Origin of the sequence: Actinomyces vulturis, from assembly GCF_001687305.1 — a bacterium.
Lineage (GTDB): Bacteria > Actinomycetota > Actinomycetes > Actinomycetales > Actinomycetaceae > Actinomyces > Actinomyces vulturis.
This window is the reverse complement of sequence record NZ_LZRK01000004.1, coordinates 103,594-116,768: the sequence shown is the minus strand read 5'-3', so window position 1 is coordinate 116,768 and position 13,175 is coordinate 103,594. Positions and strand designations below refer to the sequence as shown.

12 protein-coding genes are annotated in these 13,175 nt (G+C 53.5%); 7 read left to right on the top strand and 5 right to left on the bottom strand.

The genetic code is table 11. The annotated features are described in order from the left end of the window. Nucleotides 1–104: 104 nt before the first annotated feature. The 4 genes from rpsT to A9753_RS07330 form a co-directional block, all read right to left on the bottom strand. Nucleotides 105–365 carry a 30S ribosomal protein S20 gene (gene rpsT, locus A9753_RS07345; protein WP_067782640.1) on the bottom strand — a complete coding sequence of 87 codons (261 nt, stop codon included), beginning with the start codon at nt 363–365 and terminating at the stop codon, nt 105–107. A gap of 306 nt (nt 366–671) precedes the next feature. Further along, entirely contained in the window at nt 672–1,283 is a 612-nt protein-coding gene (locus A9753_RS07340; RefSeq protein WP_067782637.1) for a type II toxin-antitoxin system PemK/MazF family toxin, read from the bottom strand. Nucleotides 1,284–1,419: 136 nt separating this feature from the next. Further along, nucleotides 1,420–2,025: a hypothetical protein gene (locus tag A9753_RS07335; RefSeq protein WP_067782634.1), complete on the bottom strand. Its 606-nt coding sequence runs from the start codon at nt 2,023–2,025 to the stop codon at nt 1,420–1,422. A gap of 59 nt (nt 2,026–2,084) precedes the next feature. Continuing rightward, complete coding sequence (locus tag A9753_RS07330; RefSeq protein ID WP_067782631.1) at nt 2,085–2,594, bottom strand: DedA family protein; 510 nt, start codon at nt 2,592–2,594, stop codon at nt 2,085–2,087. A 299-nt stretch (nt 2,595–2,893) separates the two neighbouring features. Here A9753_RS07330 and lepA point away from each other — a divergent pair, with 299 nt between their 5' ends. The 6 genes from lepA to A9753_RS07300 all read left to right on the top strand — a co-directional run bounded on the left by lepA (nt 2,894) and on the right by A9753_RS07300 (nt 10,688). Beyond that, nucleotides 2,894–4,756, top strand: a complete 1,863-nt coding sequence (gene lepA / locus A9753_RS07325) for a translation elongation factor 4 (protein ID WP_067782629.1) — start codon at nt 2,894–2,896, stop codon at nt 4,754–4,756. Between the two features lie 137 nt (nt 4,757–4,893). Next, nucleotides 4,894–5,730, top strand: coding sequence for a tRNA (guanosine(46)-N7)-methyltransferase TrmB (gene trmB / locus A9753_RS07320; RefSeq protein WP_083090435.1), 837 nt, complete (start codon nt 4,894–4,896; stop codon nt 5,728–5,730). Between the two features lie 92 nt (nt 5,731–5,822). Beyond that, nucleotides 5,823–7,346: a sulfatase family protein gene (locus A9753_RS07315; RefSeq protein WP_067783305.1), complete on the top strand. Its 1,524-nt coding sequence runs from the start codon at nt 5,823–5,825 to the stop codon at nt 7,344–7,346. After that, entirely contained in the window at nt 7,343–8,587 is a 1,245-nt protein-coding gene (hemW, locus tag A9753_RS07310; RefSeq protein ID WP_067782626.1) for a radical SAM family heme chaperone HemW, read from the top strand. The genes A9753_RS07315 and hemW overlap by 4 nt, the downstream gene beginning before the upstream one ends. Before the next feature lie 147 nt (nt 8,588–8,734). After that, complete coding sequence (locus A9753_RS07305; RefSeq protein WP_067782623.1) at nt 8,735–10,159, top strand: sodium:proton antiporter; 1,425 nt, start codon at nt 8,735–8,737, stop codon at nt 10,157–10,159. Nucleotides 10,160–10,229: 70 nt separating this feature from the next. Beyond that, nucleotides 10,230–10,688 carry a septum formation family protein gene (locus tag A9753_RS07300; protein WP_067782620.1) on the top strand — a complete coding sequence of 153 codons (459 nt, stop codon included), beginning with the start codon at nt 10,230–10,232 and terminating at the stop codon, nt 10,686–10,688. Nucleotides 10,689–10,742: 54 nt separating this feature from the next. Here A9753_RS07300 and A9753_RS07295 read toward each other — a convergent pair whose 3' ends face one another. Then, nucleotides 10,743–11,654, bottom strand: a complete 912-nt coding sequence (locus A9753_RS07295; protein WP_083090434.1) for a DUF3097 domain-containing protein — start codon at nt 11,652–11,654, stop codon at nt 10,743–10,745. A 419-nt stretch (nt 11,655–12,073) separates the two neighbouring features. Between A9753_RS07295 and hrcA the strand changes: the two genes are divergently transcribed. Next, nucleotides 12,074–13,120: a heat-inducible transcriptional repressor HrcA gene (gene hrcA / locus A9753_RS07290; protein WP_067782617.1), complete on the top strand. Its 1,047-nt coding sequence runs from the start codon at nt 12,074–12,076 to the stop codon at nt 13,118–13,120. Nucleotides 13,121–13,175: the final 55 nt, after the last annotated feature.

Genomic DNA, 13,175 nt, shown 5'->3' with positions numbered 1-13,175 from the left:
ACTTCTTCTTCGATGAGCCTCATTGCTCATTGTCAGCGTAGCCGCATAAAAACAGTGGTGGCGAGACCGAAGGTCTCGCCACCACTAAACAGTTCTGAGAAGAATCAGATCTTGTCAACCTGCTTGGCCAACTTGGCCTTACGGTTTGCAGCCTGGTTCTTGTGAATGACGCCCTTAGAGACGGCCTTGTCAAGCTTACGGGAGGCCTTCTTGAGGTTTTCCTCAGCAGCGGTCTTGTCGCCAGCCTCGATGGCTTCGCGAACGCGACGCACGTAGGTCTTGAGCTCGGACTTAACAGACTTGTTGCGCAGACGAGCCTTTTCGTTGGTCTTGATGCGCTTGATCTGGGACTTAATGTTAGCCACGGTGTAACTTTCGTCGGTCGTGATGTGGACAGTGGCCGGAAAGAGGGTTCGCGATCAACCGGACGTGATGGCGTGGGGGTGCCGTGGCTCGGTTGCCGCTGGACCCCGAAGCCGGCCAGGCCAGAGGTCCAAGGGAAGACTTTAGCATCTTTGGCTAATTACGTGCCTCTACAGGCGTGGTAGAGCGACGTGAATTAGATCAAACTCTCACACGTTTTTCATGCACTAAGCGATGTGAAATCTCCGTAGAGAAAGATGCCAGAGACCGCGCGGGAGGTGGAGAGAAGGGGAGAACGTAAAGACTCGTCAGCGGTGAGAACGGTGATGCTGAGTAATGGCGTTGACCACCACGTCGTAAGTCTTCTTATCCATGGTGGCACCTTCACGGCGAACCTCATCGGGATTCACAACGAGAAGGCGATTAATACGGACTGAACTCTTGCGTCCCTGACGATCCCACGGGCCAGAACCGATGGCCACCCAGTAACGGCCCCAATGAGCTTCTTGGTCACGGTCATGGACATGGTCCTTGCTCGTCATCTGAGCAACGATGAGTTTTCCTCGATTGCGTCCAAGAACCACAACGGGACGATCCTTGCCCTGCGAGGCATCCTCTTCGAACGGCACCCACGTCCACACCACTTCGCCAGGGTCAGCATCACCATCGGGGTGCGGTTCGTAAGAGAACGTCGGCAATCCCTTGCTCATATCCCACGGGCGAGTGCTTGACGATGTGCTCCCCGACCCTGTTGAGCGGGAAGAATTACTGGACTTTCTGCGGCTCGTGGACTTGGGGGAGTGTGACGAAGAGCGAGATGAGGTTCGCCGTTTCTTCGCCTTGGATGGTGCAAGGACATCCAAGACACCTTGAATAATTCCCTGAAGTAACTCTTCGGCAATGGTGCTGAGGATGGACATGTCTGGAGCCTTCAAATAGTCGAGACGTGGGTAAGTGAAGAAGCGAGTGCATGAATGGGCCAACCTGGCGATGACCAATCGCCGGTCAACTCTCGCTTGAGATCCCTGAGTAACAAACGCTCGGATTAGTTCCTACTTAGACGTGGCTGAGAAGAGCAGTAATCAGAACGATCGCACTACTAAGAATAGCGACGGGAATGGTGAAAAGAGTGCCCATCACAGCAACAACAGTCACGCGCAAGTCAGGAACCAAATATGGTGCCTTCACGGGACCTCCAAGAGCCGCTAGTGCAGCGCGCTGAGCAACCACGACCTGGGGCATAAATGCTGATGGGCGCCTGCTTATCTCAACGCGCACATCATTAGCACGAGACTTTGCCATGTCGAGGAATGATGACTCTCCCGAGTTCACCGTAGACGATGAATCAATCGTGGCCACATCCGTCTTAGGCACATTGATGACTTCGACTCCTCCCAGAGAGTCTGCAGCCTTGAGTAACTGATGGCGCCGAATCCACAACAGTGTGATGAAAAATCCGCATAGAGCAATCATGAGGCAGCCGAAAATCATTGCCCCCTGAGCGTGAGATACTCCTGCGATAATCGTGCAGACAGTTAGAATGCCAGTGAAAAAGGCAGCAATCCAGATCAATACCGTGCCTGGTTTTGTGGCAAGACGCACCACTGAAGGGACAATTGTGTCAGGGTCAGTGGTCGCGAACCATGAGGGAATTGATGCCATGCGGCGGGAGTCCTTTCGGTAGTACTTGAGGCAAGTCCAAGGTGGGGTTCACTACATCACTAGCCTAGAGGGTCAACAATTTCAGATCTCTGGGCTAGGAGTGCTTGGTCACTAAGTTTCTTTTGCTGGCGGTAACGCCATGTCAAAACCGTCATCACGATAAGGATGACGGCGAGCGGAGCAATCCAGTGTCCACCAGTCTCTAACCATGCAAAGAACACGGCCATTCCCACAGTGGCATAGATTGCGGCCCAAATGGCGCATCCTAGAGCCACGGCAGGAAGGTAACGTTTTAGGCTCATCCGCGTTACGCCTGCAGCTAACTGCACCATGGTCTGAAAACCTACGGTGACAAAGCTGATAGGCACGACAATGATCCCCCAGCGCTCGGTTGCTGCGTGTGCGCGAGCGTAGGTGGGCGATTCAATCCATGAGGCCATGCGAGAGTGGGCTGTCCCGGCAGCGATGGCGCGGCCAATCCAATAGGTGAAGTTGGCACGGATCATTACTCCACACCATAGGGCAAGAAAAGCCCAGCCTAGGGGGAGGTCAAGAAATCGCTGCATCATAGAGCGCATCCTAACTGACGCTTATCTGGCGAAGCGTCAGAAAGTTTCGTATTTGCTGATACCTCAACAAAGAATCAGAACTCATATCCTTTTTCTAGTGGAGAGGCGTTCTCATTAGCGTTGTTGTCTCTTAGCGTTGTTGTCTCAAGTGAGTCAGACTCAACATCTCCACCAACTGGGAGTTAGATAATGAAAGATGAGATACTGACAGGCAGATTGTGCCCATAATGGGTGAGTATGCGGCGTCGGAGAAATAGACCGACTATCGCCTGCGCAACCAACGTCAAGAAAGTGTCTCTGTGTCACCGAGCCCCACTCCAGAACAGCTGGCTACCGTAGCCCCCGCTGCCACACCGCAACACCTTCTGCGCAACTTCTCCATCATTGCGCACATTGACCACGGCAAATCCACTCTGGCTGACCGTATGCTTCAAGCCACTGGTGTGGTCCAGCCGCGGGACATGCGTGCCCAGTACCTTGACCGCATGGACATTGAACGTGAGCGCGGTATCACCATCAAATCTCAGGCAGTGAGGATGCCGTGGGTCGTTGACGGCACTACCTACGCTCTCAACATGATTGATACCCCCGGGCACGTTGACTTTTCTTACGAAGTTAACCGTTCTTTGGCTGCTTGCGAAGGTGCTGTTCTTCTTGTCGACGCCGCCCAAGGCATCCAGGCGCAGACATTGGCCAACCTGTATATGGCCATGGAAGGCGACTTGCACATCATTCCCGTCCTCAACAAAATCGACCTTCCTGCTGCAGAACCTGAGCGTCATGCTGCAGAAATATCCTCACTGATTGGTTGCGAGCCTGAAGACATCCTCCAGGTTTCGGGCAAGACTGGCGCAGGCGTGCCCGAACTGCTCGACCGTATTGTGCAGACCGTTCCGGCTCCTGAAGGTGATCCCGCAGCACCTGCTCGTGCCATGATTTTTGACTCCGTTTACGACACTTATCGCGGTGTGGTCACCTATGTCCGTGTTGTTGACGGCGCACTCAAACCTCGCGAACGTATTGAAATGCTCTCTACGCAGGCCGTTCACGACCTGTTGGAAATCGGAGTAATTAGCCCCGAACCCAAACCCACCAAGGGCCTAAGCGCCGGTGAAGTGGGTTATCTGATTACGGGTGTGAAGGACGTGCGTCAGTCCAAAGTGGGTGACACTGTTACCTCTGCCGCCAACCCAGCAACTGAAGCTTTAGGCGGCTACCAGGATCCTAAGCCCATGGTGTTCTCCGGCTTGTTCCCCGTGGATGGCTCGGACTTCCCCAACCTGCGTGATGCTCTGGATAAACTCAAACTTAACGATGCTGCTTTGACCTATGAGCCTGAAACCTCTGTGGCTTTGGGATTCGGTTTCCGTTGCGGTTATTTGGGATTGCTTCACTTAGAAATCATTCGTGAGCGTCTTGAACGCGAGTTTAACCTCGACATTATTTCTACTGCTCCCTCCGTGGTCTACGAAGTGACCATGGAGGATAAGACTACCCACACGGTCACTAACCCCTCTGAGTTCCCCGAAGGCAAAATCCGTGAAGTACGCGAACCCGTTGTCCGTGCCACGATCCTGACCCCCAGCGAATTCGTGGGTACCGTGATGGAACTGTGCCAGTCTCGCCGCGGCACCATGCTTGGCATGGATTATCTCAGCGAAACCCGCGTTGAAATGCATTACACCCTGCCTCTAGCAGAAATTGTTTTCGACTTCTTTGACTCCTTGAAATCTCGCACTCGTGGCTACGCCTCACTCGACTACGAGATGGACGGCGATCAAGCGGCCGACCTGGTTAAGGTAGATATTCTCCTCAACGGAGACCAAGTGGACGCTTTCAGTGCCATCGTCCATAAAGATGCTGCTTACTCCTATGGCCTCATGATGACCAAGCGTCTGAAGGAACTTATTCCTAGGCAGCAGTTTGAAGTTCCTGTCCAGGCAGCCGTGGGCTCACGAGTCATTGCGCGTGAGACCATCCGTGCATTGCGAAAGGACATGCTTGCTAAGTGCTATGGCGGTGACATCACTCGTAAACGCAAGTTGTTGGAGAAGCAGAAGGAAGGCAAGAAACGCATGAAGGCCATTGGTCGCGTGGATGTTCCTCAGGAAGCCTTCATTGCTGCACTCGGTGCTGACTCACCTACTGGAAAAGACAAGTGAGTCAGATCGACGGTGAGATTGGCGCCACGGACCGAAAGTGTGAGGATCTCCAGTTCCAACGCCAATGTGATGCTAAGACGTCTGGCCGAACCGATGCTGGTGGGGTGTCAGCAGAGTCTGACCGCTCCACTGGATTTATCCTCGACCAGGGCCGCTTTGAGCAAGGTGAGGAGCACCGGGTTCACGCCCGTGTTCGTTCATTTTCCCGTGCTGGTGGTCGCCTTCACGGTCACCACGCTGAGACGTTGGCTGCGCACGGCCCCAAGTATGTATTGGATATTCCGCGACGTGACGCCATCCGTACCGTCAGTACCGATTACCGCTGCGATGCAGAAGCAATTTTTGGTCGCAGTGCCCCTCGCATCGTCGAAATTGGCCCCGGCAGTGGTGAAGCACTCATTGCCCACGCCGCTGCACACCCGGATGTTGATTACATCGCCGTGGAAGTGTGGGAAACTGCGATTGCTCGTCTCGTAGCTGGAATCGTGAGGGAAAACCTCAGTAATGTCCGTGTTGCTCCGGTGGATGCTAGCCAGTTTCTCCAGACTGCTCTTGCTCCACAATCACTCGATGAAGTTTGGACATTCTTCCCTGATCCTTGGCGTAAAGCACGTCACCGCAAGCGCCGTCTGGTGACTGTGGACTTTGCACGCATCGTGGCACGGACACTGAAGCGCGGGGGAGTGTGGCGCTTGGCTACTGACTGGGCGGACTATGCCTGGCAGATGCGTGATGTTCTCGAAGAAGCTGCCGCACTCGGCATTGTTGATTATCCCGACGCCGGACGCGCACCTTTACAAGGCAGTGACACCTGGGTTGAGGGAGACCGTGGTAATGGAATCGACCCAGGATCACCTCGTGGCGTAATGGGGGGATGGTCTGAGCGATTTGAAGGCCGCGTCATGACTCGATTTGAGCAACGTGGAATTGATGCAGGTCGCGTCATCCGTGACTTGAACGCTATTCGTCCTTGAATGAGAGCCTTGCTGACCCGGGGCTACTGCCGTCTCTCATTAGTTGTTCATCCCCGCGCTAAGATGAGCACATGAGCGATGTCCCCTCAACGATGAGCCCCACTAGTAACCGCACTATTCCTGACAATGTTCGCAATGTCTTGGTCCTTATGACAGACCAGCACCGCATTGACACCATCGGATGCCTCGGGCAGGAACACGCTCACACGCCGAATCTTGACCAGATGGGGTACAACGGTTTCGCCTTTAACCACGCTTTTACGCCTACAGCAATTTGTACTCCTGCTCGCGCCAGCCTGCTGACAGGGAAGACCCCTCTCAAACACCAGGTGTTGGCCAACCCCGAGTGGAACATTGCTTATCAGACTGAGATTCCCCTCGATGCTTGGACCTACACCCAGGAATTGCGCAACAACGGTTATAACGTGGGCCTTGTGGGTAAGTACCACTGTGGTGCCAACCTGCCTGACTGCTTCGGCATGGATGATGATTCCTACTGGGGTGCAGAAAACCCCGTAGCCAATGAAAAGTACGTCGCCTGGCTCAAAGAAAATGATCTTCCTCCTGTGGCCGCTCACGATTTTTGGCGAGGAACCTTGCCTGGTGCTCGCCCTGGTCACATCATTGCTGCGCGCCTTAAACAGCCTGAAGAAGCCACCTTCGAGCGTTTTATTGCTGATCGCGCCATAGAACAGTTAAAGAACTATGCCAAGGATTGGAAGGACTCCGGTAAGCCTTTTAGTTTGGACGTGCACTTCTTTGGTCCGCACCTGCCCTACTTCTTGCCCGATGAATGGTTCGATCTCATCGACCCAGAAACCGTTGAATTGCCTCCTTCATTTGGGGACACACTCCTTGGTAAGCCTCCAGTCCAACTTAATTACGCCACTTACTGGTCTACTTCGTCTTTCACGACGGAGGAATGGAAGAAACTCATCGCCGTCTATCGTGGCTATGTGGCCATGATCGATTATGAAATTGGTCGTATTCTTGACGCCGCCCGTGACCTTGGCATTCTCGATGATACTGCCGTATTTTTTACCGCCGACCATGGTGAATTCACCGGTGCCCACCGTATGAACGATAAGGGGCCGGCCATGTATGACGATATTTACCGCATTCCCTTCATCGCCCAAATTCCTGGTGTATCCACTGTGGGCGAGTCTGACGCCTTTGTCTCGTTGATTGACCTTCCTGCTACCATTATGGAAATTGCTGGTCTTGATCCGGCATTGGTGGAAGACGGACGCTCCATTGTTGACCTGACCCGAGGCGATGAGGTACCAGGTTGGCGTGAAGACATGGTGTGCGAATTTCACGGACATCATTTCCCACTGCAACAGCGCATGTTACGTACTCGTGATTTCAAACTCGTCATGAATCATGAGTCCATCAATGAACTCTATGACCTGCGTAACGACCCCTACGAGATGACTAATGTCTACGAGGCACCCGTTTATGACGAGATCCGTAAATACTTAGTCCACCGTCTCTATGAGCAGTTGCGTGAGCGTGGGGACCATTCATTTGCGAAGTGGATGGCTGCTTGCACCGATTGCGATATCCCGTTGAGCAACACTGCTCGTTCTGACTGGGATGAGGTGGAGGAAGACTGACTCCGCATCAGCCTATTGGAGACCCGTTACCGGGTTGGGGAGAATTACCCATACAGGTGAGTGCGCCGCCGCGCAGCGGCGGCGCACGCCCTTTAAGCCTTTACATTCATGTGCCTTATTGCCGGATTCGCTGTGGCTATTGCGACTTCAACACGTACACAAATCTCGATATGGGGCCTGGAGCTTCCATCGGCGACTATGTCCACACCATTCGCCACGAGGCACAACTCGGCGCTCAAGCAATACGTGAGGCAGGTCTGCCTTCACGGCCTGTAGAAACCATCTTTTTTGGTGGCGGCACCCCCACGATGCTGACTGCTTCGATGCTGACGGACATTCTCGGCGTCGTCGAAAATGAGTACGGGATTGCGCAGGGTGCTGAGATCACGGTGGAAGCTAATCCCGACACCCTGAATCCAACAGACTGCCAGCAGTTAGCGAATGGGGGAGTTACTCGTCTGTCCATTGGCATGCAATCCGCGGTACCTCACGTGCTGCGTACGTTGGATCGCACTCACACGCCCGAACATGTTCCGCTCATTGTGGATCATGCGAAGGCTGTAGGACTGTCCACCTCGCTGGACCTTATCTACGGTGCCTCAGGTGAAAGCATCGATGACTGGCGGACAACTGTGCGTACAGCGATTGACTTAAATCCCGATCATATTAGTGCTTATTCCCTCATTATTGAACAGGGCACCAAAATGGCTGCCCAGGTGGCCCGTGGGGAACTCCCTAAGCCAGATGAGGATGATCAAGCAACTAAATACGAAATTGCTGACGCTCTGCTCAGTGAAGCAGGCTACCACTGGTACGAAATCTCTAACTTTGCCCGTTCTGGTCATGAAAGCCAACACAACCTGGCTTATTGGCGAGACTGGGACTGGTGGGCATTAGGACCTGGAGCGCATTGGCATCTGGGTGACGTGCGTGGGTGGAACACTAAGCATCCCATCGCCTGGGCTGGCCAAGTAGGTCAAGGACACCTGCCTGTAGCCGGACACGAAATAATCACCCCAGACTCGCGTCATCTCGAATACGTCATGCTTGCCATTCGTACCCGCGAAGGTCTTGATGCGTCGTTAATCGATGAGGCTGTTCGCCACAAGGTTGTTCCTACGCTCATCGCCGACGAGCTTATTGACCCTTTTCAGGCCTTTGCCGGACGTATCGTGTTGACCTTACGGGGCCGATTGCTGGCTGATTATGTTACTGGGCAACTCCTTGAGTTTTCTGCGTAATTCTTAAGTTTTTCACCATTAACAGCTGAACTCTAAGTGGGTGACTATCCACACAAAAGGCGCTTTTTGGGACCATTCCACTGCCTGAGTACAAAAAGGCAGGACTACAGTGGAGGTGGTTCGTATGTCATGAGGAGGCGTAGAAGAGTGCATTTGTCATGGTGGTCAGTCATTCCGTTCGTGCTTATGCTCGGTTCTATCGCTGTATTTCCACTTATCCCAGCAACTGCACACTGGTGGGAAAAAGAACGTAGCCAATTGCTCGTCGCTTTGATTCTCGGCGTTCCCGTTGCTGTATGGATCGGTCTGACTGCATCATGGTGGCCAGTGGCAGACACCGCAGTTGAATATTTTCAATTCATTTGTTTGCTAGCCAGTTTATTTATTGTCTCCGGTGGCTTCTTCGTTGCCGGTGACCTTATCGGTAATCCGCGCAACAACACCATCTTCCTCGCCATTGGTGGCGCCTTAGCATCCTTCGTTGGAACCACCGGCGCAGCTATGCTTTTAGTCCGTCCACTGCTGAACACTAACTCTGAGCGTCGATACCGTGTTCACACCATGCTGTTCACCATTTTTATCGTGGCGAACTGTGGAGGTCTGCTCACGCCATTGGGCGATCCGCCATTGTTTCTTGGCATGCTCCGCGGTGTGCCCTTTACCTGGACCTTCTCCTTATTTCCCCAGTGGTTGTTTGTTAACGGTCTTATGCTCCTGTCTTACTACGCCCTAGACAGTTACTACTGGGCAAAGGAACCCGACGCTGCGGTGAAAGATGATTACGAACACGTCACCCCGCTTGGGTTCCACGGTAAGATTCAGATTTTTTTCTTCGCCTGCATCATTGCCTCTGTTGCCTTCCTTCCTTCTATCAACGTGGCCGCGATTGAAGAAGGTCATGCCAACATCATGCAGTGGATTCCTTGGCGTGAGGTGGTCATGATTGCTGCCGCCACAGCCTCTTATATGCTGGGTGATAAAAAGACTCGTTTTGAAGACAACCAGTTCACTTGGGGCCCTATTAAGGAAGTCGCCACCCTCTTCATTGGTATCTTCCTCACTATGATTCCTGCCCTGGAATACCTGGCAGAAATCGCCCCCAAGTTGCCTTTGACCGAGAGTACTTTCTTCATCTTCACCGGCGGCCTTTCTAGCGTTCTGGACAACGCTCCCACCTATGCCACCTTCTTCGAGATGGCCACTCAACTGCCGGCCGATGGCATGGCCACCGTCGCTGGAGTTCCTGAGCATTACCTCACGGCAATTTCCCTGGGCGCAGTGCTTTGCGGTGCATTGACCTATATCGGTAACGGCCCCAATTTCATGGTCAAATCCGTCGCTGAATCCGCAGGTGTCGAGATGCCTGCTTTTGGACGCTACATTGTTGACGCCGCGTTCCTCCTGTTGCCCGCCATCGTTGCTATGGTCCTGTTTTTCATTGCGTCAGGGTGGGTGAGTAACCTTCTTGGTGCCATCGTTACTGCAGTGGTGCTGGCCAGGTGCGTGGTACTCCTGATCTTGGCACGTCGAAGCGCCGGGGCAGAGCCGTCCCCTGAAATTCGTAAGATGTGACCATCGGTGCGATCCCACACAGTTTTCTGTGCCTAACCAAAGGGATCGAGACCTTCACTATGATGGAGGTATGACAACATCGCGGTTTCGTCCACGTCGTCTCCTCGCTTTGACCATGGCGGCTTCAATCATGCTGTTAGGCGCGTGTAATTCCGAAGCGAATGATAAAAATGAATCGCTCGATAGCGTGATGGACACTGCGCAGGTAGGCGATTGCTTCGTTTCTCAAGGCAAAGAGGTTAAACCTGTCGAGTGCACACAGACTCATGATTCAGAACTCTTCGCTCGTGAAGCACATGACACTACTGATGTGTACCCCGGCGATGTTGAATTAGAGACCACCAGTTTTGCCATGTGCAAGAAAGCCCTTGTTGCTCAGTATCCAGATGCGGCAGAGAATGACGGCTTGACTATTCAGGTCGCAAACCCCACTAAGGAAGCCTGGAATGCTGGCCAGCATGAGTACTTGTGCTTCGCTGAATGGAACAACAATCAGACCCAGCCGCTGTCAGAGATTTTTACTCAATAAGCGGTGACGGAGACAATGAGCGCTGGGGAGTACGAGTCGTTGCGATTTCCGTCATTATTCGGTTCCGGGCTCGGTGACGAAGTCAATGAGTTCTTCCATTCGTCCTAGCAACGCCGGCTCCAGGTCCTTATACGATGCGACCGTCGACAAGATACGCTGCCATCCACGAGCGATATCAGTTTGATCTTCATGGGGCCAGCCTAGATACTCCAAAGTGCCGTGCTTAATATCCGTGCCCCGTGGAATCGTCGGCCAGGCATTTAACCCTAGACGCTCAGGTTTAATGGCTTGCCATACATCAATGTAAGGGTGCCCAAGAATCTTGACGTTCTCGCCCCCTTTCATCCCCATGACACGTTCAGCAATTCGTGATTCTTTTGAACCGGGCACCAGATGATCTAGAAGTACACCGGCGCGCCTTGTAGGACAGGGCTCAAAGTCGCGCATGACTGCTTCAAGATTGTCAGCGCCATCAAGCATCAGGACTACTACGCCTTCGACGCGAAGATCATCACCCCACACTTTTTCCACTAACTCTGCATCGTGTCGTCCTTCAACCCAAATGCGTGACGCACGAGCAGTCCTAGCCTTCTGACCCTCCACTCGATAAGAACCGGAGGCCGTCAACGTACGGCCACCCGCACTTTTCGGTCCTGTATCGACGCGGGGTTTGCCAACGGGTGGATCGAGAATGACAGGTTTACCCTCCACCCAATATCCAGGCCCTAAAGGGAAACCACGGCGAGTTCCATGGCGGTCCTCAAGAACCATGACCCATCGGCCGCCAGACTTCTCTACGCTGAGAACGGCGCCCACGAAACCGGTATGAACATCCTCAATAACCATGTTCAATTCCACTGGAATCGTGGAACTCATCGGCCGGCGAGCATGTGACCCAACTCGATGAGGATCAACAGCAAGAATGTCTAATCCATAGCGATCACCGCCATGAGATAGTGCCTGAATCTGGGGGACTTGTTTTGGAGTTTGCTGCCCTATACGTCCCCTGCTTCCAAGCAAAGACGTACGTTGAGGCGCCTCATTCGCTGAGGGCTGAGTTGAGGCTGAGCGTTGATTGTTCAGGTTTGGTTGCTGATGAAATTGTCCGTCTACTGAGGCGACTTGTCGCTGGGACTGTGCGGCTTGGCGTCGGGCTAAACGACGGGCAACAGTAGGAGAAAGAGCAGAACGAGAAGTTGGTTTCGGCTGGCCGCCAGGAATAGAAGAACGGGAAGTCACGAAGCGCACGGTAGGCCAATCTCACGTTGTCCATGCATCAGGCGCGCCGAAGAGGCGGGTAGGATGGCACTCGAAGGTCTAGAGTGCTAATTCGGTGGCCGTGAATATCACCGAGGGACATTCGATTATGGAAAGGAGGAAACCCCATGAGTAATGAGCGCCGGAAGAAAGTTCTCCAAGCAATCGTCTCCGATTACGTGCGCACTCGTGAACCCGTCGGCTCACGAGCAATTGTTGAACGTTACCGCTTGGGTGTTTCCCCCGCGACAATCCGCAATGACATGGCCGCCCTCGAAGATGAAGGCCTCATTCATCAGCCGCATACTTCCGCCGGACGCGTGCCCACACACAAGGGTTACCGCATGTTCGTTGATGATATTGACTCCATCAAGCCACTGTCGCCTGCCGAGCGCACTGCTATCACAGCCTTTCTTGACGGCGCTGTAGACCTGGAAGACGTAGTGGAGCGTACTGTTCGAGCTTTGGCGCAACTTACCGGTCAACTCGCGGTCATTGAGTTACCCTCATTACGCTCCACCGCGCTACGTCACCTCGAATTGGTGCCTATGGGCCCCACACGCTTGCTTATGGTCATCATTACTGACACAGGCCGTGTCGAACAACGCACGATGACCGTGGCAGCGCCGATTGACGCGGTAGCACTTGAAAGCGTTAAAGGCCGTCTCAATGCTGCTCTCGGCGGGCGTCCCAGTGCCGATGTAGAGAGCACTTTGAGTTTGCTGGCTACCCATGCACCGATGAGCGAACGTCTTATTCTTGCTGCGGTTGCCGAAGCTCTCGCTGATGCACTTCGACCAGATGCTGAAGAGCGCCTCGTCATGGCTGGGACCGCTAACCTTGCGCGGTCTACCCCGGACTTTTCCTCTCTTGGTCCACTGTTGGATGCCATTGAAGAGCAAGTTGTTCTCATGCGCTTGTTTACTCAGGTCGGAGATGGGGCCCTCAATGTCACTATTGGTCAGGAGAATAATGACGACGCATTGGCTGAAGCCTCAGTTGTCGCCTCCAGTTATGGTTCCCGCCCGTGCGATTCTTCTGCCGCCGTCAGTACTGGACTCGCGCACGTGGGCGTAGTTGGTCCCACGCGTATGGATTACCCAGCCACTATGGCTGCCGTGAGAGCGGTTGCCATGTACCTTTCTCGATTCTTAAGCGACGAAGGCCAACAGTGAGGCCGCGACGTTTCACTGACCAGAGCCACTAGATGTGTGAAAACAAAGGAAGAAC